Origin of the sequence: Leifsonia sp. Root227 (assembly GCF_001428745.1) — a bacterium.
Classification (GTDB): domain Bacteria; phylum Actinomycetota; class Actinomycetes; order Actinomycetales; family Microbacteriaceae; genus Leifsonia.
On sequence record NZ_LMIO01000003.1, the window covers coordinates 390040 to 410206 of the forward strand.

Below are 20167 nucleotides of genomic sequence, written 5' to 3' on the forward strand. Positions count from 1 at the left end.
ATTACTCCTTCGACACCAGCGTCAGCACGTCGTACGTGGCGACCGTCTCGTCGTGCTGGTTGTGGATGACCGCATCCCAGCGCACCTCGCCGTACTCGTCCGTCTCACGGGGCGTGATCTGCTTGGCCGTCAAGGTCACCCGGATGCTGTCGCCCGGCACCACCGGCGTCAGGAAGCGCAGGTTCTCCAGGCCGTAGTTCGCGAGCACCGGCCCTGGAGCAGGGTCGACGAATAGCCCGGCCGCCCAAGACACGAGGAGGTAGCCGTGGGCGACACGGCCGGGGAAGAACGGGTTGGCCGCCGCCGCCTCCTCGTCCATGTGCGCGTAGAACGTGTCGCCGGTGAACGTCGCGAACGTCTCGATATCGTCGAGGGTGACGCGGCGGCTCTTCGAGAGCACCTGGTCGCCGATCGTCAGGGTCGACAGCGCCTTGCGGAACGGGTGCACCCCGTCCGCGCTCGCCGTCGCGCCCTGGTGCCACACCCCGGTCACGGCCGTCAGGAGCTCCGGCGTGCCCTGGATCGCCGTGCGCTGCATGTGGTGCAGCACGGCACGGATGCCGCCCAGCTCCTCGCCGCCGCCTGCCCGGCCGGGCCCGCCGTGCACCAGGTGCGGCATCGGCGATCCGTGGCCGGTGGAGGTGCGGGCGTCGTCGCGGTCGAGCAGCAGCACGCGGCCGTTGGATGCGGCGATACCGGTCACGAGGTCCCGCGCGAGAGCAGTGTCGTGGGTCGCGACGCTGGTGACGAGCGAGCCGCCGCCGCGTGCGACCAGGCGCACCGCGTCCGCCGTGGTGTCGTAGCTCAGGATGCTCCCGACGGGGCCGAATGCCTCGATCGTGTGGACCGCATCCACGTCGGCGTCGGCGAAACGGAGCACGATGGGGGAGACGAACGCGCCGTCCGCCTCCCGGCCGGTCGAGCCGTCCGCGCGCAGCACCTCCGGCGCCGCGAGGTCGCCGACGACGATCTCGCCGCCGGCGTCGACCAGACGGCCGACCTGGCGCAGCACCTCCTCACGCTGTGCGAGCGATGCGAGCGGGCCCATGGTCACGCCGTCCGCCCGCGGGTCGCCGACGACCACCCGCTGCTGGATGCGCTCGCGCACGGCGGCCACCACGTCGTCCACCGCGGCGGCCGGCACGATGGCGCGGCGGATCGCGGTGCACTTCTGGCCGGACTTCGCCGTCAACTCTGTCACCAGCTGCTTCACGTACGCGTCGAACTCCGGAGTCCCCGCCACAGCGTCCGCGCCGAGCACGGAGGCGTTGATCGAGTCGGTTTCGCTGGTGAACCGCACCCCGCCGGTCTGCACGGCGTCGTGCGCGCGCAGCTTCTCCGCGGTCGACGCCGAACCGGTGAACGCGACGATGTCGCCGAGCCGCAGGTTCTCGAACAGGTCGGGGACAGCGCCGGACACCAGTTGCAGCGATCCCGCTGGCAGCAGCCCGGTCTCGTCCAGGATGCGCACCATCGCCTCTGCGACATATCCGGTGGGCGTCGCGGGCTTCACCAGCGTCGGCACCCCGGCGAGGAACGCTGGGGCGAACTTCTCCAGCGCGCCCCACACCGGGAAGTTGAACGCGTTGATCTGCACGGCGACTCCGGTCAGCCTGGTGTAGATGTGGCGGGCGATGAACGAGCCGTCCGGCGACAGCGACTCGACGGGGCCGTCGAGGTAGACCTGACCGTTCGGCAGCTCGCGCCGCCCCTTCGACGAGTACGTGAACAGCACGCCGATGCCGCCGTCGATGTCGATCCACGAATCAGTCTTCGTGGCACCTGCGCGGCTGGACAGCGCGTACAGCTCGTCCTTGCGTGCGGTGAGCGCCTGCGCGAACTGCTTGAGCAGCACGGCACGCTGGTGGAAGGTGAGCGCTCCGAGCGACGCATGCCCGACCGTGCGGGCGTATTCGAGGGCGCCCGCCAGGTCCAGACCGGCCGTGCTCACCCTGGCGACGAGCTCGCCGGTGGAGGCGTCGCGCACCTCGGCGGCGTCCGTGTCGTCGGCCGCCGGCGTCCACCACCCGCCCGTGACATAGCTGGGAAGAATGTCGTGCTGGTTCATCGGTGAACCTCCGGGGTCGCGGGGTGGGAATCGGTGGATGAGGTCGTCGGGGTCGTCGGGGTCGTCTGGGGCGTCGGGGCCTGCGCGTCCGGCCAGTCGTAGAAGCCACGCCCCGACTTCCGCCCGAGGCGCCCTGCGGCGACCATCGAGCGCAGCAGGGCCGGCGGTTCGAAGCGTGCGCCGAGGTGCTCGTGCAGGTACTCGGCGATGCCGAGCCGCACGTCCAGGCCCACCAGGTCGGTGAGCCGCAGCGGGCCGACGGGATGCTTGTAGCCGAGCACCATCGCGGCGTCGATGTCCTCGGCGCTCGCGACGCCCTCCTCGAGCATCCGGATCGCCTCGAGTCCGAGGGCGACGCCGAGCCGCGACGAGGCGAAGCCGGGGGCGTCGGACACGGTGATGGGCGTCTTGCCGATCGCGGCGACCCAGCCCTGCGCCGCCGCCACCACCTCCGGCCGGGTGGCAGCGCCGGTGACCACCTCGACGAGCGACGACGCCGGCACGGGATTGAAGAAGTGCATCCCGAGGAAGCGGTCGGGGGAGCGGAGGGTGCCGGCGAGCTCGTCGATGGAGATGGAGGAGGTGTTGCTCGCGAGAACGGCGTCGTCGGCCAGCGCACTCTCCGCGCGGCGCAGCGCATCCACTTTGAGGTCGCGGTCCTCCGGAACGGCCTCGACGACCAGGCCACAGGAGCCGAAGGTGTCGGTGGAGGTCGCGGTCGAGAGCTGCTTCGCCAGGTCGTCGGCGCTGCGCTCGGTCGCTCCGCGCTGCACCGACGCGTCGATCGCGCTCCTGACGCGCGCGCGGGCGGCGTCCGCCGCCTCGTCGTCGCGCTCCACCACGGTCACGGCCGCCCCGGCCAGGAGGAACGCGTGGGCGATGCCCGCGCCCATGCGGCCGCCGCCGAGCACCCCGACGCGCTCGGGAACGCCACTGGAAACGGGAGCCTCTCTCCGATCGTCGACACCGCTCATCGCTTCCGCCTCCGCTCCAGGAACTCGGTCATCCGCCTGTGCTTCTCCGGCGATTCGAACAGTACGGCCTGGGCGTCCGCCTCTGCTGCGGGATGCGCGGAGCGCGGCGCGTGGAAGACCGCTTTGGTGTATCGCGTGGCCAGCCGGTCGTTGGCGGCGATGCGGTCGGCCAGCGCGTGCGCGGCGGGCAGCAGAGCCTCCGGTTCGTGCAGCTCGGTGACGAGCCGCGCCGCCAGCGCCTCCTCGCCGTTCAGGACGCGTCCGGCGAGCACGATCTCCTTGGCCAGCGGCTCGCCGACCAGCTCCGCCAGGCGCCAGAGCGCACCGGCCGCCGCGATGATGCCGAGCCCCGTCTCCGGGTTGCCGATGCGCAGCCGGGGGGTGCCGACGCGGAAGTCGGCCGCGTACGCCAGCTCCGCCCCTCCGCCGAGCGCGTAGCCGTCGACGGCGGCGATCACCGGCAGCGGAAGGGCCGCGATCCGGCTGAACACCGTGGCGTTGATGAGGAGGCGCGCGTCGGCCGCCGTCCGTTCGCGCAGCTCGGCGATGTCGGCTCCGGACGCGAACACCCCGTCGCCGCCCGTGACGATCAGGATGCGCGGCTCCGCTTCCAGGGCGGCGCACAGCTCGTGCAGGTCGTCGACCATCCGCTGGTCGATCGCGTTCCTGGTCTCCGGGCGGTTCAGCCGCACGACGACGCGGTCGTCGCCCTCCTCGACCAGGAGCGTGCGCATCCCGTTCATCCCCGCTCCGCTCTCAGCCCTGTTCCCGCCGCTGCCGGCGCCGCTCATGCTCTCTCCACGATCATCGCGGCGCCCTGGCCGACGCCGACGCACATCGTGGCGAGCCCGTACTGCGAGCGCTCGCGCTCCATCCGCCCGAGCAGGGTGACCAGCAGGCGGGCGCCGCTCGAACCGAGCGCGTGCCCGAGCGCGATGGCGCCGCCGTCGGCGTTGACGCGCTCGCCGTCCAGCCCGAGTCTTCTGATGCACGCGAGCGACTGACTGGCGAACGCCTCGTTCAGCTCGATGCTGCCGAGCTGTCCGATGTCGAGTCCGCTGCGCTCCAGTGCCTTGTTCACTGCAGGCACGGGGCCGAGGCCCATGATCTCGGGTGCGACGCCGACGCTCGTGCCGACGACGACGCGGGCTCTCGGCGTCAGACCGTACCTGGCGACCGCGTCGGCGCTCGCCACGACGATCGCGGAGGCGCCGTCGTTGAGCGGAGACGCGTTGCCCGCGGTGACCACGCTGCCGCCCGCGACGACCGGCTTGAGCGCGGCGAGCGCATCCATCGTCGTGTCTCGGCGGATGCTCTCGTCGGCCGTCACGGTTCCCCGCGGCGTCTCGACCGGCAGGATCTCGTCCGCGAACCGTCCGGCGTCCGTCGCAGCGGCCGCGCGCTGGTGGCTGCGCAGGGCGAACGCGTCTGCGTCGGCGCGGCTGATGCCGTCGAGGCGCGCCACCTCCTCCGCCGTCTCCGGCATCGAATACGTGGCCTTGTCCCGCGCCAGGAAGCGGGGGTTGGTGAAGCGCCAGCCGATCGACGTGTCGAACTGCGGCCCTGGCTTCGCGAAGGCACGCTCCGGCTTGCCCTGCACCCAGGGCGCCCTGGTCATCGACTCGACTCCGCCGGCGACGACGATGTCCGCGTCCCCTGCCCTGACCGCCTGCGCCGCCATCGTGACGGCGGAGAGCCCCGATGCGCAGAGCCGGTTCACCGTGATGCCCGGCACCGCGTCCGGCAGCCCGGCGAGCAGCGTGGCCATGCGGGCGACGTTGCGGTTGTCCTCTCCGGCCTGGTTGGCCGCACCGAAGATCACTTCATCGATCGTGTGCTGCTCGATGCCGGCGCGGCGAACCGCCTCGGCGATCACGAGCGCCGCGAGATCGTCGGGACGCACTCCGCTCAGGGCTCCGCCGTAGCGTCCGACCGCCGTGCGCACTCCGCCGACGAGGTAGGCCTCGGTCATTGCTGCCCCTGTTCGTTCATCATCGAGCGACGTCCGGAATTACCGACCGAACGTTCAGGAAGTAATCTTTTCAGACGCGGCCGCTCACCACAACTCCGCGGCTATGCTGTGGCGCATGAGCGACGGCGACTGGAACATCCACCTCGGGGAACTGGACGAGAAGATGGGGGTCCGCATCCTGGAACAGTCGGCGGAGCGCGTGGTCGCCACCATGCCGGTCGAGGGCAACCGGCAGTCGTTCGGGCTGCTGCACGGCGGCGCGTCCGTCGCCTTCGCGGAGGCGCTCGGCTCCTGGGCGGCCGTGATCCACGCCGGTCCGGGCCGAACAGCCGTCGGCGTCGACATCAACGCAACGCACCACCGCTCGGCCCGCACCGGCCTGGTGACCGGCGTCGCGACGGCCATCCGCCTCGGGCGCACCATCGCGTCGCACGAGATCGTCGTGACCGACGAGGACGGCAACCGCCTCTGCACCGCCCGCATCACCAACCTCATCCTCGACAAGGCCGACTAGCCAGCACGACTCGCGCGGAGAGTGCGCTCGCATCGGGCGCGACCGCACGTTTCGCACGAGGCGCCGCGACTACCGGAGGTCGTGGTCCTCGAAGACGAGCGACGTCTTGGTGTCGCGGACGGAGGGGATCGCCGGCAGCTGCTCCAGGACGACGCGGCGCAGATCTTCGTTGTCGCGGGCGCGGACGAGCAGGATCACGTCGAAGTCGCCGCCGACCAGCGCGAAGTGCTCCACCTCCGGGATGGCGCGGAGCGTGTCCCTGAGCTCGTGCCAGGACGCCTGGTCCACGCGCAGCGTCACGTAGGCCGACGACGCGCGCCCGGACAGCCGGGGGTCGACCTTCGCCGTGAACCCCGTGATCACGCCGTCCTCGATCAGCCGGGAGAGCCGCGTGTACGCGTTCGCGCGGGAGACGTGCGCCGCCTCGGCGACCGCCGTGATGGAGGCGCGGCCGTCGGCGCGCAGCGCGTCGATGATGCGGGAGTCGATGTCGTCCATGTCTGTCAGACAGTTTGACATCGAAACAGATGATGCGCATCCATTCGTCTCGAAAACGTCACGCCTCTAGCGCGCGCGATCCAGCGAAGTCATCCTGAAAGACAGCGACGTCTTTCAAAGGAGAACGGATGCACGCCGACGACCTGCTGCCGCGCGCCACCCCGCTGCGGCTGATCGAACAGGACGGTTCGTCCCACGAGGACGACCAGTACCCCACCCCGTCCGTCGAGCGGATGCTCGACGGCTACCGCAAGCTCGTGCTCGGCCGTCGCATCAACGACCAGGCCAACGCGCTCGTGCGCCAGGGCAGGCTCGCCGTCTACCCGTCGTCGCACGGCCAGGAGGCCTGCGAGGTCGCAGCGGCCATGGTGCTCGCCGACGGCGACTGGCTGTTCCCCACCTACCGCGACACGGTGGCCGTCATCACGCGCGGCGTCGAGCCGTTCGACGCGTTCCAGCTGCTGCGCGGAGACTGGCACTCCGGCTACGACCCGCGCGAGCACAACGTCGCCCCGCAGGCCACGCCGCTCGCCACGCAGCTCCTGCACGCCGTCGGCTTCGCGCACGCCGCCAGGATGCGCGGCGAGGACACGGTCGTCCTCGCCATCTGCGGCGACGGAGCCACCAGCGAGGGCGACTTCCACGAGGCGATGAACTTCGCCGCCGTCTTCCACCTGCCGGTCGTCTTCCTCGTGCAGAACAACGGCTACGCCATCTCGGTGCCGCTCAGCAGACAGACGGCCGCGTCCAGCATCGCGCACAAGGGCATCGGCTACGGGATGCGCGGCCGCCAGGTCGACGGGAACGACCTCGCCGCACTGCTCGCCGTCTTCGGCGAGGCGGTGGACGAGGCCCGCGACGGGGGAGGCCCGACCCTCGTGGAGGCGCTGACGTACCGCATCCAGTCGCACACCAACGCCGACGACGCCTCCCGCTACCGCAGCGACGACGAGGTCACGCCCTGGCTCGCCCGCGACCCTCTGCTGCGGGTGCGCGCCTGGCTGAGGTCGATGGATGCACTGAGCGACGGAGACGAGGTCGAGCTGCAGGCCCACGCGGAGAGGGTCGCTAGCGACCTGCGTGCCGCCGTCAACGCCGAGGCCGAACCGCATCCGGAGGACCTGTTCGCCCACGTCTACGCCACGCAGACGCCGCAGTTGCGCGAGCAGGCGGAGCAGCTCGCCGACGAGCTGGCCAGACAGCGGCAGGCAGACATCGCACACGACCAGGAGGCAGCCAGATGACGCTCATGCACGACGCACCGGCCGACCACGGCTCGACCGGCGGCACAGACGGCGCGACCGGCGCTGCCGCGGTGGAGCCGACGATCGTCACCATGTCGATGGCCCAGGCCATCAACCGGGCGATGGCGGACGCTCTCGACGCCGACCCTTCCGTCCTCGTCTTCGGCGAGGATGTCGGCGTGCTCGGCGGCGTCTTCCGCATCACCGACGGCCTCGCCGCCCGGTTCGGCGAGGCCCGCTGCTTCGACACCCCGCTCGCGGAGGCCGGAATCGTCGGCACCGCCGTCGGCATGGCCATGAACGGGATGCGCCCGGTGGTCGAGATGCAGTTCGACGCGTTCGCGTACCCGGCGTTCGAGCAGATCGTCGACCATGTGGCCAAGATGGGCAACCGCACCAAGGGGGCGGTGCGGCTCCCGATGGTGATCCGCATCCCGTACGCGGGCGGCATCGGAGGCGTCGAGCACCACTCCGACTCGTCCGAGTCGTACTACGCGCACACGCCGGGGCTGACGGTCGTGTCGCCTGCAACGCCGCAGGATGCGTACGGGCTGCTCCGCGCATCCATCGCGTCGCCGGATCCCGTGGTGTTCCTGGAGCCGAAGAAGCTCTACTGGTCCACGGGCGAGGTCGACCTCGCCGCTCCCATCCCGCAGCTCGGCCGAGCCCGCATCGCCAGGGAGGGCACGGACGCGACGCTGATCGCATACGGCCCGAGCGTGCCCGTCGCGCTTGCCGCGGCGGAGGCCGCAGAGGAGGAGGGGCGCAGCCTGCAGGTGGTCGACCTGCGCAGCCTCGTGCCGTTCGACGACGAGACGGTCTGCTCCGCTGTGCGCTCGACGGGTCGTGCCGTGGTGATCGCCGAGGCCCCTGGCTTCGCCAGCATGGCCAGCGAGATCGCGGCACGGGTCTCCGAGCGCTGCTTCCACGTGCTGGAGGCGCCCGTTCGCCGGGTGACCGGATTCGACACCCCGTTCGCGCCGCCCAAGCTGGAGCGGTTCTACCTGCCAGGGGTCGACCGCATCCTGGACGCGGTGGACGACCTGCAGTGGGAGGACGCGTGAGCGCGCAGGTCTTCCGGCTGCCGGACCTCGGCGAGGGACTCACCGAGGCGGAGCTGGTGCGCTGGCTGGTCGCGGTCGGCGACGTGATCGCCGTCGACCAGCCCATCGCCGAGGTGGAGACGGCCAAGTCGGTCGTGGAGGTGCCGTCGCCGTTCGCTGGCGCCGTCTCCGCGCTGCACGGCGAGGAGGGCGAGGCGCTGGCCGTCGGCGCCCCGCTGATCGAGGTGGACGAGCCGCAGAGCACACAGGACAAGCCGCAGAGCGCGCCCGAGAACCAGCGCACGCCGGACCAGACGAGCACGGGCGGCTCCGGCCACGTGCTCGTCGGCTACGGCACGACAGAGCTGCACCGCTCCGGCCGTCGCCGCGTGCGCCGCTCGACGGTGACGGCGACCGCCGTGTCCGTGCCCGCTCGTTCCGGATCCGTGCCCGTGATCTCGCCCGTCGTCCGGACGCTGGCGCGCACCCACGGCATCGACCTGTCGACCGTTCGCGCGACCGGGGAGGGCGGCGTCATCACCCGTCGCGACGTGGAGGAGGCGTTCGCCGCTGCAGCGCCCGCCGCCGAGCCCACCGTCGACCAGCGCACGGGGCTCGCGCTCCGCGCATCCACCCCGTTCTCGCTCTTCCGCCGCACCGTCGCCGCGAACATGACCCGCAGCCGCTCCGAGATCCCGGAGGCGACCGTCTGGGTCGACGTGGACGTCACCGAGCTGTGGGATGCGCGTCGCCGCCTTCGCTTCGGCGACCGGACGCCGTCGCTGCTGTCCTTCGTCGCCCGCTTCACGCTGGCAGCGCTCGCCCGCCGTCCAGAGCTGGCCGGCCGGGTCACCGCGGACGGCGCCGGCATCGACACCTTCGACGGTGTCAACCTCGGCTTCGCCGTCGACTCCCCGCGCGGACTCGTCGTCCCCGTCGTACGTCGAGCAGACCGGATGACCATCCGAGAGCTCGACGGCGCGTTCGACAGGCTCACGCGCGACGCCCGCGCCGGTGGCCTCGCCCCGGCCGAGCTCACCGGCTCGACCTTCACGATCAACAACTACGGCAGCCTCGGCGTCGACGGCAGCGCCGCGATCATCAACCACCCGGAGGTCGCGATCCTCGGCATCGGGCGGATGATCGAGCGCCCCTGGGTGGTCGACGGCGCGATCGTCCCTCGCCGGATCGCCCAGCTCTCGCTGGTCTTCGACCACCGGGTGACGGACGGGGGCGTCGCAGCCGGGCTGCTGCGCGACATCGCCGACGCGATGGAGTCGCCGCTCGCCCTGCTCGCGGACGCGCCCCCTGTATGAGCAGCGAGCGGACCGCGCCCGCTATACCGCGTGACCCTGCTGGCGTACTCTGACGGACATGACAGACAAGAAGCCGGAAGACGACGACTACGACCTGTCCGTCGAGAAGGACGTGGCGCCCGAGGAGAACATCCCCTGGCTGCCGCATCCCACGCCGGCGGACGGCGACGCGCCGGCTCCCTGAGCGCGGCGTCCGCTGCGTCGCCGGCCAGGAAGGGTCGTGCCGCCCGCCGTGCCGACGCCTGGGCGCACGGCCGTTCCTGCGCACGCGTGCATCTAGGCTTGTTCGGTGAGTGTTGACAGGAGACGGGCCTTCCCCGTGTGGCTGGCCATCGTCTTCGCCGTCCTGTGCGGGGCGGGCGTCGCCCTGCAGTCCCGCGTCAACGGGGAGCTCGGCGCTCGCATCGGAGACGGCTTCACCGCCGCCGTCATCTCCTTCGGGTCCGGCCTGCTCATCCTGCTGGTCGCGCTCGCCATCGCACCGGTCGGCCGTCGCGGGCTCGGCAGGGTCGTCGGCGCCCTCCGCGGGGGAGAGCTGCGCTGGTGGTACGTCTGCGGCGGCGCGGCCGGGGCGTTCCTCGTGCTGTCGCAGGGGCTCACCGCCGCCGTGCTCGGCGTCGCACTGTTCACGGTGTCGATCGTCGCCGGTCAGACCGTCAGCGGTCTCGTCCTCGACATGATCGGCATCGGCGCGGGAGGAAAACGGCCGCTCACCCCGGCGCGCGTCGTCGGCGCCGCCCTGGCGCTCGCGGCCGTCAGCTGGGCCGTCTCCTCGCAGTTCGGCGGCAGTGTCCCGCTCTGGATGATGGTGCTGCCGCTCATCGCCGGCCTCGGCGTCGGCTGGCAGCAGGCCGTCAACGGTCAGGTGCGCGTCGTCGCGGAGAGCGCGCTGACGGCCACCTTCATCAACTTCGTGGTGGGCACGACCGTGCTGGTGGTCCTGATGGTCGTCCACTCGTCGATCGCCGGCTGGCCGACGTCGCTGCCCGCCGAGCCCTGGCTCTACGTCGGCGGAGCGATCGGCTGTGTCTTCATCGCCGGGGCCGCGCTGCTGGTGCGGGTGCTCGGCGTGCTCGTGCTCGGACTTGCGACCGTGGCCGGACAGCTCCTCACCGCGCTGCTGCTCGATCTGCTCGCGCCGAGCTCCGCCCATCCCGTGGCGTTCTCGACGGTCGCCGGCACGCTGCTGGCGCTGGTCGCGGTGGCCGTGGCGAGCATCCGGTGGGGGAACGCGGCCAGAAGCGGGCAGGCTACGCGAGCGTCGTGAGGTAGCGCTCGGGGTCGACGGTCTTGCGGTGGCTCTCCTTCGAGCCGTCGGGGATGCCGCCGACGTAGAGCCAGCCGAGCAGGCGCTCGTTCTTCTTCAGACCGTGCATCTTGTGCACAGCCTTCGCCCTTGTCTGATGGCCGGTGCGCCAGATCACGCCCCAGCCGGCGTCGTGCAGCAGCAGGCTCAGGATGTGCGCCACCCCGGAGGCGACGGCGTCCTGCTCCCAGCCCGGCACCTTCTCGCTCTTGGTCCGCACGGAGACGATCGCCAGCAAGAGCGGCGCGCGCAGCGGCTTGGCCGCGATCTTCTCCGCGTCGGAGCCGGAGGCGTGCGCATCCTTCGCGAACGCAGCGCCCAGGCGGGAGCGCGCGTTTCCGCGGAGCTCGATCACGCGCCACGGGTGCAGGGAGCTGTGGTCGGCCACGCGTCCCGCCGCCGCGATCAGCGGCAGAAGCTGCTCGTGGGTCGGCGCCGCCTCCGTCACTCGCGAGTACGAGCGACGGGAGGCGACAGCGTCGACGAGCTTGGACACTCCTACTCGCCCTCGGTGAAGTTGAGGGAGAGCGAGTTCATGCAGTAGCGGTCGCCGGTCGGGGTGCCGAAGCCGTCGTCGAAGACGTGGCCGAGGTGCGACCCGCAGTTCGCGCAGCGGACCTCGGTGCGGACCATTCCGAGGCTGTTGTCCTCGAGGAGCTGGACGGCGTCCGGACGGACCGACTCGTAGAAACTCGGCCAGCCGCATCCGGAGTCGAACTTGGTGCCCGACTTGAAGAGCTCCGCTCCACAGGCGGCGCAGGTGTAGAGGCCTGCGCGGCTCTCGTCGAGCAGCTCGCCCGTCCACGGCCGCTCGGTGCCCGCCTCGCGCAGCACGGCGTACTGCTCCGGGCTGAGCTCTGTGCGCCACTCGTCTTCGCTCTTGGCGACGTTGTACTCCATGCGTGTTCCTTTCGTCGTTCTCAACACTAAACGGATGCGGGGCCGCGCCTGTTCCCTGTTTCGTCCCGCGAACCGCCGCGCGGCGGAAGGCCAACACACAGAAAGCCGCAAATAGGATGAACCGCGAACGCACCAGCGACGCACGACCGACAGGAATGAAGGGACCAGGGTGGCGAACGCGGCAGACGACCGGGCATCCATCCAGCGTCCTGACGGCCTGAGCGAGCGGGACGTCGCCATCATCGCGTTCGAGCGGCAGTGGTGGCGGCACGCCGGCGCCAAAGAGCAGGCCATCCGCGAGGAGTTCGGTCTGTCCGCGGCACGGTACTATCAGCTGCTCGGTGCACTGATCGACCAGCCGGCCGCTCTGCAGCACGACCCCATGCTCGTCAAGCGCCTGCTCAGACTGCGCGAGGCGAGAATGGCCGCCAGAAGCTCCCGGACGCTCGCGTCCGACGACTGAGGACCCTCGACACGATGGCTGAGAAGTACCCCAAGGACCGGTTCGACGCGATTCCGGACGACCTGAACCGCGTCGGAGCCCACCGCGCACCCCGCGCGAAGGGACGAGGCTGGATCGGCTTCGGCTGGGCGGCACTCGCCACCGTCGTGCTGATCGGAGCCGGCGTCTTCGGACTGTCGCTCGTCAACGGCAGCATCTCCTTCCACGGCACGCCGGGTACCAGCTCCGCGTCGAAGACGCCGACGCCGTCTCCGACGCCGACCATCGTGCCGACCATCGACCCCGCCCTCACGGTGAACGTGCTCAACGGCACTCCGACCGAGGGCCTCGCACAGGCCGCAGGCACCAAGCTGACAGCTGCCGGCATCAAGGTCGGCGCCCTCGCGAATGCGGACAAGACCGACCTCACTCAGACCGTCGTCTACTACTCGGATGCGAAGAACGCCGGGGCCGCCCTCGGCGTCGCCCAGGCGCTCCCCGGCGCCACGACGGCGGAGACCCAGGACTACGCCGCGACCGGGGCTGATATCACAGTGGTGCTGGGAAGCAACTTCACGGGCTGACCTTTTCGGTGCGTCCCGTATTGTTTCGGGCGTGTTTAACTTCTAACGGTTTCCGGTCATTTCCTGTCTTTTTCGCGAAATAGCTGGTGATTGCATGCATTGAAAGCATTAGTATCTGGATTCAACGCGCCGGTGATGGGCCGTCGCTACGAAACACAGCAATAGGAGTAATGCATGGCGAACGGAACCGTGAAGTGGTTCAACGCTGAAAAGGGCTACGGATTCATCACCGTCGACGACGGGGGACAGGACGTGTTCGTCCACTACTCCGCCATCGACATGAACGGCTACAAGGTCCTCGAAGAGGGTCAGCAGGTCGTATTCGAAGTCGGCAGCGGACAGAAGGGCCCGCAGGCTGAGTCGGTGCGTCCGGCGTAGCACGCAGCAACCAACCTGGTGGAGCGCCGCCCCGAAAGGGGCGGCGCTCTCGTGCGTCCGCCCCCAGCGTGACGTCTCGTCTTGCACTCGACGGGCACGAGTGCCAGAATCGCTTTAGCACTCCATCTGATCGAGTGCTAACCGTTCGCATCTTTCGCAGACGTCCGGGAGGGACGAGAAACAACCATGGCAAAGATCATTGCTTTCGACGAGGACGCCCGCCGCGGCCTTGAGCGCGGCCTCAACATCCTGGCCGACACCGTCAAGGTGACGCTTGGCCCGCGCGGCCGCAACGTCGTTCTCGAGAAGAAGTGGGGAGCCCCCACGATCACCAACGACGGCGTCTCCATCGCGAAGGAGATCGAGCTCGACGACCCGTTCGAGAAGATCGGCGCGGAGCTCGTCAAGGAGGTCGCCAAGAAGACCGACGACGTCGCGGGTGACGGAACCACCACCGCGACCGTTCTCGCTCAGGCGCTCGTCAAGGAGGGCCTCCGCAACGTGGCCGCCGGCGCAGACCCCATCACCCTGAAGCGTGGAATCGAGAAGGCCGTCAAAGCCGTCACCGAGGAGCTCATCGCGAGCGCCAAGGAGGTCGAGACCAAGGAGGAGATCGCTGCGACCGCATCCATCTCCGCCGGAGACACCACCATCGGCGACATCATCGCCGAGGCGATCGACAAGGTCGGCAAGGAGGGCGTCGTCACCGTCGAGGAGTCGAACACCTTCGGCACCGAGCTCGAGCTGACCGAGGGCATGCGCTTCGACAAGGGCTACCTGTCGCAGTACTTCGTCACCGACCAGGACCGCCAGGAGGCGGTGTTCGAGGACCCGTACATCCTCATCGCCAACCAGAAGATCTCGAACATCAAGGATCTGCTGCCGATCGTCGACAAGGTGATCCAGGCCAACAAGCAGCTCCTGATCATCGCCGAGGACGTCGACGGCGAGGCCCTGGCCACGCTGATCGTCAACAAGATCCGCGGCATCTTCAAGTCGGTCGCCGTCAAGGCTCCTGGCTTCGGCGACCGCCGCAAGGCGCAGCTGCAGGACATCGCCATCCTCACCGGTGGCCAGGTCATCTCCGAGGAGGTCGGCCTCAAGCTCGAGAACGTCACCCTCGATCTGCTCGGTCAGGCACGCAAGGTCGTCATCACCAAGGACGAGACCACCATCGTCGAGGGCGCTGGCGACCCGGAGGCCATCGCGGGCCGCGTCGCTCAGATCCGCAACGAGATCGACAACACCGACAGCGACTACGACCGTGAGAAGCTGCAGGAGCGCCTGGCGAAGCTCGCCGGCGGTGTCGCGGTCATCAAGGCCGGCGCTGCAACCGAGGTGGAGCTCAAGGAGCGCAAGCACCGCATCGAGGACGCCGTCCGCAACGCGAAGGCTGCCGTCGAAGAGGGCATCGTCGCCGGTGGTGGCGTGGCCCTCATCCAGGCCGGCAAGACCGCTTTCGAGAAGCTCGAGCTCACGGGTGACGAGGCCACTGGCGCCAACATCGTCCGCGTCGCCATCGAGGCTCCGCTGAAGCAGATCGCGATCAACGCGGGCCTCGAGGCCGGCGTCGTGGTCGAGAAGGTCCGCAACCTCCCGGTCGGCCACGGCCTCAACGCCGCGACCGGCGAGTACGTCGACATGCTGGCCTCCGGCATCAACGACCCGGTGAAGGTCACCCGCTCGGCTCTGCAGAACGCAGCGTCGATCGCCGGGCTGTTCCTCACCACCGAGGCCGTCGTCGCCGACAAGCCGGAGAAGAACGCTGCTCCGGTCGGCGACCCGACCGGTGGCATGGACTTCTAAGTCCGAACGCATCGCGAAGAGGGCGTCTCCCACACGGGAGGCGCCCTCTTTCGTCGTTACCGAACCGTCACGCGCCCCTGCTGGCCGCGGGATGCGGCGTGCGCTTGACTGTGGGAGCACTCAGACATACTTCGGGGGGAATCATGCGGGGGATCACACGGTCGCGAGCAGTACTGGTGGTCGGCGGGGCGACGGCGCTGGTGGCGTTGCTGTCCGGCTGCGTCAGCGCTCCGGCGCCTGCTCCGGGGGCCAGCGGCTCCGCGACGGCATCGGCGACGCCGACAGGGACGCAGGCGGTCGCCGCGACGGCGTGTGACACCGTGATGACTCCGGACGCCGTCCGCGCCCTGGTGGGCGGATCGGGCGAGCCGCAGACGTTCACCGACCTGCAGCCGGGAGACGCAGACTCCGGTCCATGGCCCATTCTGGCCGCCAACGGCTCGTACTGCGCCTGGGGCGGCCTGGGGCCGTTGCGCTTCGATCATCAGCAGGACCCGTCCGTGGTCGTGCAGACGCTGCCGCACGCGCGCAACGCGTGGCAGCAGCTCGTGGACGAGGCCACGCCCACACCGGGCGCCGCATACACCGGTGGCGAGGCGCGAGGCGGGAACTGCCAGGCGACGACCTGCAGCACGAACGTTCTCGTGGGAGACACCTGGCTCTCCGTCACGGCGACGTCCGCCACGGCCCTCGCTGAGCCGACCTTCCATGCCGCCGTTCAGGGCATGGTGACAGCGCTCGGTAAGGCGCCGGTCCCGTCCGCTCCGCCGAAGCTCGCGCGCCGGCCGGCGTGCGACGATGCGGGGATCGTCGCCGCGCTCGGCACGGCGTACGGGCTCACGACCGTGCATCCGTCGGCCGCGAACCCGCCTCCGTTCTCGGTGCGGGAGGCTGCCAACCGACTCGACAGCGCATTCCGCTGCGATTACCGGGCGGCCGACACCGAGGCGCCGAGGTGGGCGGTGGAGATCACCGGGCTCAGCAACGCCGCGAACGTCTTCACCGCCGCAGCCACCGCGTCCCCGGACGTGACGACGCGCTCGCCGCTCACCATCGACGGCGTGACCGGCGAGGCGGCGACGTGGAGCTTCCAGACCGAGGACTCGTGGATGACCGTCGTCGACGTCCTCCACGACGGCTCCTGGCTCCAGGTCCTCGCCTGGGGCAAGCCGAACCAGGCGGCGGCGACGCAGATCGCGCAGAAGCTGCTCTCAGCATCCTGAGCGCACGGGGTAGCGCACGGCGGTGGAGCACGGCGGTAGAGCGCGCGCCAGCACGGCGCTAGGCAGCCGAGCTCCCGGCAGCCTATGCGGCGGCGGGGGCCGTTGACGGGGCGAGCGGCAGGGAGACACGGAAGGTGGCGCCGCCGCCGTCCGTCTCCACGACCTCGACGGTGCCGTGGTGCGCCGCGACGATCGATGACACGATGGCGAGGCCGAGGCCGCTGCCACCCGTCTCGCGTGCGCGTGAGGTGTCTGCGCGCCAGAAGCGCTGGAAGATCTTCTCCCTGATCTGCGGCGGGATGCCGTCGCCGTGGTCGCGCACCTCGAGGATGGCACGGCCGGTCTGGTGGTTCACCTGCACCATGATCTCGATGGGGGTGCCGTCCGCCGTGTAGCGGAGGGCGTTGCCCATCAGGTTCGTGACCACCTGGCGCAGCTTGTTCTCCTCGGCCAGCACGATCGCGGGCTCTGCGGCGACGGGCTGGTGCAGCACCACCTTCTCCGCCGTGGTCACCAGCGTCGGCTCCGTGCCGCCGGGGCGGCGGGCGCGTCCGCGGCGCAGTCGCGCAAGCGTCGCCCCGGCGAACGCGATCGGCCCCGTTGCGTTGCTGACCCGCGCCGACTGGTCCTGGATGGGCATCGGCACCGTGTCGACGCCGGGCTCCTCTGGACCGAACTCGGGGGCGGCGATCGCCTCGGGGGTGATCACGGTGACGACGCGGCCGGGGGAGCCGGCCATCGCATCCATCGCCGCGTCCTGGGCGATCCGCACCAGGTCGACCGGATGCAGGTTCAGCGGCTTGGTCTCGTCGAGCCGTGCCAGCTCCAGCAGGTCCTCGACGAGGCCGCCCATCCGGATGGCCTCCTTCTCGATCCTGTCCATCGCCTGCGCGACGTCCTCCGGGGTCTGCAGGGCGCCCATCCGGTACAGCTCGGCGTAGCCGCGCACCGAGACGAGCGGCGTGCGCAGCTCATGGCTGGCGTCGCCGACGAAGCGGCGCATCTGATCGATGGTTCTGGCGCGGTCGTTGAACGCCCTGTCGATGCGGTTCAGCATCGTGTTGAGCGAGCGGTTGAGGCGGCCGACCTCGGTGTTCGGAGTGGCGCCGCCGAGGCGCTGGCTGAAGTCGCCGTCCGCGATGGCGGCAGCCGTCTGCTCCACCTCGCGCAACGGGGAGAACGTGGTGGTCACGAGCATCCGGGTGAGGCCGGCGCCCACGATGATGACGATCACGCCGAAGCCGAGGAAGATCGCGAGGAAGCTCGCCATCACCGTGTCGATCTGCGAGGTCGTGGTGGCCACGATCGCCGTGCCGAGGGCGCCGGGCGGGTTGGTCAGCGTGACCGTCGTCGCCAGAGCGCGGAAGGTGGTGTGCCCGTCATTGCTGAGCAGCGGATAGCCGCCGGGCGGCAGCAACTTGCTGCCGGGCACGGTCAGCGTTGCTGGGACGGCCGGCCGGTGCGCCTCCGGGATGTTCCCCCAGTTCGACTTCACCAGCTTGCCGTCCGCGTCGTACAGCGCCGCGAAGTAGTCCGACGGGCTCGCGTCCGTCGCGATCTTCTCGCTGTCTGCGGACGTGCCGTAGAGGTAGGTGTTCAGGTAGCTTCCGCCGGACGCGGCCGAGAGCTGCGCATCCAACTGGTCGAGCAGCACCGGTTTCAGCATCGACATGGTGCCGATTCCGGTCACCAGCAGCCCGAGAGTCAGCATCAGCACGGTCACGCCGGTGATCTTGGTGCGCAGAGAGATCGCGTTCCATCGATCGAGTAAGCGTGTGTGCATGAGGCCGCCAGTTTACGCAGCCGAAGCTGTGCCGGGCATGTGCAGGAGGCTGGTCAGACCTTTGCGGCCTTCAGCATGTAGCCGAACCCGCGCTTGGTCTGGATGAGCGGCTCGCTGGAGTGCGCATCCACCTTGCGGCGCAGGTAGGAGATGTACGACTCGACGATGCCGGCGTCGCCGTTGAAGTCGTACTCCCAGACGTGGTCGAGGATCTGCGCCTTCGACAGCACGCGGTTGGGGTTGAGCATCAGGTAGCGCAGCAGCTTGAACTCGGTGGGGCTCAGCTCGATGGCGGTGTCGCCGACGAAGACCTCGTGGGTGTCCTGGTCCATCGTCAGCTCGCCGGCGCGGATGACCGCGTCCTCGTCCGCCTGCATCGTGCGGCGCAGGATAGCCTTGATGCGGGCGACGATCTCGTCGAGGCTGAACGGCTTGGTGACGTAGTCGTCCCCGCCGACGGTGAGGCCGGTGATCTTGTCCTCTGTGTCGTCCTTGGCCGTGAGGAACAGGATCGGGGCGGTGTACCCGGCGCCGCGGAGGCGCTTGGTCACGCCGAAGCCGTTCATGTCGGGGAGCATCACGTCGAGGATGATGAGGTCTGGCTCCTCTTCGAGGACCGCGGAGATGGCCTGGGCGCCATTGCCGACCGCGCGCACGGCGAACCCGGCGAAGCGGAGGCTGGTGGTGAGCAGGTCGCGGATGTTGGGCTCGTCGTCGACGATCAGGATGCGAGGTCCGGCGTTCATGGCATCTAGTATCTGCGCGTTGGCTGAATCCAACCTGTGAGCGCACGGTGTGGGATTCGTGTGAGGGTCTGGCGGCCGCCGTGGGAACAGTGGATGCTGGGAAGAGCCGTCGCGAGGAGGACACCATGTCGAAGCCCACCGTCGTCATCGCCGGAGCGGGACTGGCCGGAGCCACGGTCGCCACCGAGCTGCGCGAGCGCGGTTTCGACGGGCGCATCCTGCTGTTCGGCGCCGAACAGCACCACCCGTACATCCGGCCGCCGCTGTCCAAGGAGTTCCTGAAGGGCGAGGCCGAGCGCTCGGCGGGGGACGTGCATCCTGAGGCCTGGTACGCGGAGAACGCGGTGGAGTTCCTGCCGGACACGGTGGCGAGCTCGTTCGACCCTGCCGCGCACGAGCTGTTCCTCGACGGCGGCGCGCGGATCACGTTCGACAGCCTGGTGCTCGCGACGGGAGCGAGCCCGAGGCGGCTGAGCGTGCCGGGTGCTGGCCACGGCGCGGTGTTCACGCTGCGGACGATCGAGGACAGCGAGTGGCTGCGCTCGGCGCTCGAGGTGGGCGGAAGGCGCGTCGTGGTGGTCGGCTCCGGCTGGATCGGTCTGGAAGTGGCTGCGGCCGCGCGCGGCTACGGCAACGACGTGACAGTCGTCGGCAGCTCGGCCGTTCCGCTCAGCTCCGCCATCGGGCCGGAGCTCGGCCGCGTGTTCGAGCGGCTGCACACCGACAACGGCGTCTCATTCCGCAATGCGGCGTCTGTGGTCGCCATTGACGGGGACGACGACGGGCCGCGCGAGGTCGTCACTGGCACAGGAGTCGTGACCGGCACAGGAGAGCGCATCCCCGCCGATCTGGTGGTGGTCGGCGTCGGGGCGATCCCGAACACGGCCATCGCAGAACGCTCCGGGCTCTCCATCGACAACGGCGTTCCGACCGACCAGGGGATGCGCACGGTCGCCGAGGACGTGTACGCCGTGGGAGACCTGGCCAACCCCTTCCTGCCCGTCATCGGCAGGCACCTGCGCAACGAGCACTGGGCGAACGCCATCGCAGGAGGCACGGTCGCCGCGCGCAGCATCCTGGGCGAGTCGGCGAGCTACGACGACATCCCGTACTTCTACTCCGACCAATACGATCTGGGCATGGAGTATTCGGGTTACGGGCCGCTGGCGGCGGATGCCAGGGTGGTCTACCGCGGCGATGTCGACGCGCGCGAGTTCGTGGCGTTCTGGCTGCGCAACGAGCGCGTGGTTGCCGGGATGAACGTCAACGTCTGGGATGTGAACGACCAGGTGCAGCGGCTCATCCGTTCCGGCGAGCGCGTGGACGAGCGCCGTCTCACCGACGAGAGCGTGGACCTTGCCTCGCTCTGA

The 20167-nt window shown here is 70.0% G+C and carries 21 protein-coding genes; 12 read left to right on the forward strand and 9 right to left on the reverse strand.

The genetic code is table 11. The annotated features are described in order from the left end of the window. Position 1: 1 nt before the first annotated feature. The 4 genes from paaZ to ASE16_RS11955 are packed head-to-tail and all read right to left on the reverse strand — an operon-like array spanning position 2 to position 5014. Entirely contained in the window at positions 2 to 2068 is a 2067-nt protein-coding gene (gene paaZ / locus ASE16_RS11940) for a phenylacetic acid degradation bifunctional protein PaaZ (RefSeq protein WP_055895186.1), read from the reverse strand. Beyond that, positions 2065 to 3042, reverse strand: a complete 978-nt coding sequence (locus ASE16_RS11945) for a 3-hydroxyacyl-CoA dehydrogenase family protein (RefSeq protein ID WP_082581404.1) — start codon at positions 3040 to 3042, stop codon at positions 2065 to 2067. The genes paaZ and ASE16_RS11945 overlap by 4 nt, the downstream gene beginning before the upstream one ends. Further along, positions 3039 to 3785, reverse strand: coding sequence for an enoyl-CoA hydratase/isomerase family protein (locus ASE16_RS11950; RefSeq protein WP_055896421.1), 747 nt, complete (start codon positions 3783 to 3785; stop codon positions 3039 to 3041). Before ASE16_RS11950 ends, ASE16_RS11945 begins: the two co-directional genes overlap by 4 nt. 44 nt (positions 3786 to 3829) lie before the next feature. Further along, on the reverse strand, positions 3830 to 5014 hold the full coding sequence (locus tag ASE16_RS11955) for a thiolase family protein (protein WP_055895189.1): 1185 nt from the start codon (positions 5012 to 5014) through the stop codon (positions 3830 to 3832). A gap of 115 nt (positions 5015 to 5129) precedes the next feature. On the opposite strand from ASE16_RS11955, the gene ASE16_RS11960 reads away from it, so the two are divergent. Continuing rightward, positions 5130 to 5528, forward strand: coding sequence for a PaaI family thioesterase (locus tag ASE16_RS11960; protein ID WP_055896427.1), 399 nt, complete (start codon positions 5130 to 5132; stop codon positions 5526 to 5528). Positions 5529 to 5597: 69 nt separating this feature from the next. Here ASE16_RS11960 and ASE16_RS11965 read toward each other — a convergent pair whose 3' ends face one another. Beyond that, positions 5598 to 6026 carry an Lrp/AsnC family transcriptional regulator gene (locus ASE16_RS11965; protein ID WP_055895191.1) on the reverse strand — a complete coding sequence of 143 codons (429 nt, stop codon included), beginning with the start codon at positions 6024 to 6026 and terminating at the stop codon, positions 5598 to 5600. A gap of 128 nt (positions 6027 to 6154) precedes the next feature. Between ASE16_RS11965 and pdhA the strand changes: the two genes are divergently transcribed. The 5 genes from pdhA to ASE16_RS11985 all read left to right on the forward strand — a co-directional run bounded on the left by pdhA (position 6155) and on the right by ASE16_RS11985 (position 10896). Next, entirely contained in the window at positions 6155 to 7270 is a 1116-nt protein-coding gene (pdhA, locus tag ASE16_RS11970) for a pyruvate dehydrogenase (acetyl-transferring) E1 component subunit alpha (RefSeq protein ID WP_055895193.1), read from the forward strand. Continuing rightward, positions 7267 to 8334: an alpha-ketoacid dehydrogenase subunit beta gene (locus ASE16_RS11975; protein WP_082581405.1), complete on the forward strand. Its 1068-nt coding sequence runs from the start codon at positions 7267 to 7269 to the stop codon at positions 8332 to 8334. The genes pdhA and ASE16_RS11975 overlap by 4 nt, the downstream gene beginning before the upstream one ends. Next, the gene (locus tag ASE16_RS11980; protein WP_055896432.1) at positions 8331 to 9629 is read left to right on the forward strand and encodes a dihydrolipoamide acetyltransferase family protein; all 1299 of its coding nucleotides are present in this window, start codon (positions 8331 to 8333) and stop codon (positions 9627 to 9629) included. The genes ASE16_RS11975 and ASE16_RS11980 overlap by 4 nt, the downstream gene beginning before the upstream one ends. 58 nt (positions 9630 to 9687) lie before the next feature. Next, complete coding sequence (locus tag ASE16_RS20265) at positions 9688 to 9813, forward strand: hypothetical protein (protein WP_268765811.1); 126 nt, start codon at positions 9688 to 9690, stop codon at positions 9811 to 9813. Between the two features lie 105 nt (positions 9814 to 9918). Beyond that, complete coding sequence (locus ASE16_RS11985) at positions 9919 to 10896, forward strand: DMT family transporter (RefSeq protein WP_055895195.1); 978 nt, start codon at positions 9919 to 9921, stop codon at positions 10894 to 10896. On the opposite strand, the gene ASE16_RS11990 is transcribed toward ASE16_RS11985, so the two are convergent. Further along, positions 10880 to 11431 (reverse strand): nitroreductase family protein, encoded by a 552-nt coding sequence (locus ASE16_RS11990; protein ID WP_055895197.1) that lies wholly within the window; start codon positions 11429 to 11431, stop codon positions 10880 to 10882. The genes ASE16_RS11985 and ASE16_RS11990 overlap by 17 nt on opposite strands. 2 nt (positions 11432 to 11433) lie before the next feature. Further along, positions 11434 to 11835, reverse strand: a complete 402-nt coding sequence (gene msrB, locus ASE16_RS11995) for a peptide-methionine (R)-S-oxide reductase MsrB (protein WP_055895199.1) — start codon at positions 11833 to 11835, stop codon at positions 11434 to 11436. Positions 11836 to 12004: 169 nt separating this feature from the next. Here msrB and ASE16_RS12000 point away from each other — a divergent pair, with 169 nt between their 5' ends. The 5 genes from ASE16_RS12000 to ASE16_RS12020 all read left to right on the forward strand — a co-directional run bounded on the left by ASE16_RS12000 (position 12005) and on the right by ASE16_RS12020 (position 16268). Next, positions 12005 to 12298, forward strand: coding sequence for a DUF3263 domain-containing protein (locus tag ASE16_RS12000; RefSeq protein WP_055895200.1), 294 nt, complete (start codon positions 12005 to 12007; stop codon positions 12296 to 12298). Between the two features lie 14 nt (positions 12299 to 12312). Further along, the gene (locus ASE16_RS12005) at positions 12313 to 12861 is read left to right on the forward strand and encodes a LytR C-terminal domain-containing protein (protein WP_055895202.1); all 549 of its coding nucleotides are present in this window, start codon (positions 12313 to 12315) and stop codon (positions 12859 to 12861) included. A 174-nt stretch (positions 12862 to 13035) separates the two neighbouring features. Then, complete coding sequence (locus tag ASE16_RS12010) at positions 13036 to 13239, forward strand: cold-shock protein (RefSeq protein WP_055895205.1); 204 nt, start codon at positions 13036 to 13038, stop codon at positions 13237 to 13239. A gap of 186 nt (positions 13240 to 13425) precedes the next feature. After that, the gene (groL, locus tag ASE16_RS12015; protein WP_055895208.1) at positions 13426 to 15045 is read left to right on the forward strand and encodes a chaperonin GroEL; all 1620 of its coding nucleotides are present in this window, start codon (positions 13426 to 13428) and stop codon (positions 15043 to 15045) included. A 143-nt stretch (positions 15046 to 15188) separates the two neighbouring features. Continuing rightward, positions 15189 to 16268 carry a hypothetical protein gene (locus ASE16_RS12020; protein ID WP_157480354.1) on the forward strand — a complete coding sequence of 360 codons (1080 nt, stop codon included), beginning with the start codon at positions 15189 to 15191 and terminating at the stop codon, positions 16266 to 16268. Between the two features lie 82 nt (positions 16269 to 16350). On the opposite strand, the gene ASE16_RS12025 is transcribed toward ASE16_RS12020, so the two are convergent. Together ASE16_RS12025 and ASE16_RS12030 are read right to left on the reverse strand one after the other, a co-directional pair. Then, entirely contained in the window at positions 16351 to 18051 is a 1701-nt protein-coding gene (locus tag ASE16_RS12025; protein WP_055895212.1) for a sensor histidine kinase, read from the reverse strand. Positions 18052 to 18104: 53 nt separating this feature from the next. Continuing rightward, a complete protein-coding gene (locus tag ASE16_RS12030) occupies positions 18105 to 18797 on the reverse strand; it encodes a response regulator transcription factor (RefSeq protein WP_055895214.1) in 693 nt (230 codons plus the stop codon). Positions 18798 to 18922: 125 nt separating this feature from the next. Between ASE16_RS12030 and ASE16_RS12035 the strand changes: the two genes are divergently transcribed. Then, positions 18923 to 20167: an NAD(P)/FAD-dependent oxidoreductase gene (locus ASE16_RS12035; protein ID WP_055895216.1), complete on the forward strand. Its 1245-nt coding sequence runs from the start codon at positions 18923 to 18925 to the stop codon at positions 20165 to 20167.

Coding starts and splice junctions, on each gene's coding strand:
- paaZ (WP_055895186.1), bottom strand. CDS start 2,068: ATGAACCAGCACGACATTCTTCCCAGCTATGTCACGGGCGGGTGGTGG.
- ASE16_RS11945 (WP_082581404.1), bottom strand. CDS start 3,042: ATGAGCGGTGTCGACGATCGGAGAGAGGCTCCCGTTTCCAGTGGCGTT.
- ASE16_RS11950 (WP_055896421.1), bottom strand. CDS start 3,785: ATGAACGGGATGCGCACGCTCCTGGTCGAGGAGGGCGACGACCGCGTC.
- ASE16_RS11955 (WP_055895189.1), bottom strand. CDS start 5,014: ATGACCGAGGCCTACCTCGTCGGCGGAGTGCGCACGGCGGTCGGACGC.
- ASE16_RS11960 (WP_055896427.1), top strand. CDS start 5,130: ATGAGCGACGGCGACTGGAACATCCACCTCGGGGAACTGGACGAGAAG.
- ASE16_RS11965 (WP_055895191.1), bottom strand. CDS start 6,026: ATGGACGACATCGACTCCCGCATCATCGACGCGCTGCGCGCCGACGGC.
- pdhA (WP_055895193.1), top strand. CDS start 6,155: ATGCACGCCGACGACCTGCTGCCGCGCGCCACCCCGCTGCGGCTGATC.
- ASE16_RS11975 (WP_082581405.1), top strand. CDS start 7,267: ATGACGCTCATGCACGACGCACCGGCCGACCACGGCTCGACCGGCGGC.
- ASE16_RS20265 (WP_268765811.1), top strand. CDS start 9,688: ATGACAGACAAGAAGCCGGAAGACGACGACTACGACCTGTCCGTCGAG.
- msrB (WP_055895199.1), bottom strand. CDS start 11,835: ATGGAGTACAACGTCGCCAAGAGCGAAGACGAGTGGCGCACAGAGCTC.
- ASE16_RS12005 (WP_055895202.1), top strand. CDS start 12,313: ATGGCTGAGAAGTACCCCAAGGACCGGTTCGACGCGATTCCGGACGAC.
- ASE16_RS12010 (WP_055895205.1), top strand. CDS start 13,036: ATGGCGAACGGAACCGTGAAGTGGTTCAACGCTGAAAAGGGCTACGGA.
- groL (WP_055895208.1), top strand. CDS start 13,426: ATGGCAAAGATCATTGCTTTCGACGAGGACGCCCGCCGCGGCCTTGAG.
- ASE16_RS12020 (WP_157480354.1), top strand. CDS start 15,189: ATGCGGGGGATCACACGGTCGCGAGCAGTACTGGTGGTCGGCGGGGCG.
- ASE16_RS12025 (WP_055895212.1), bottom strand. CDS start 18,051: ATGCACACACGCTTACTCGATCGATGGAACGCGATCTCTCTGCGCACC.
- ASE16_RS12030 (WP_055895214.1), bottom strand. CDS start 18,797: ATGAACGCCGGACCTCGCATCCTGATCGTCGACGACGAGCCCAACATC.
- ASE16_RS12035 (WP_055895216.1), top strand. CDS start 18,923: ATGTCGAAGCCCACCGTCGTCATCGCCGGAGCGGGACTGGCCGGAGCC.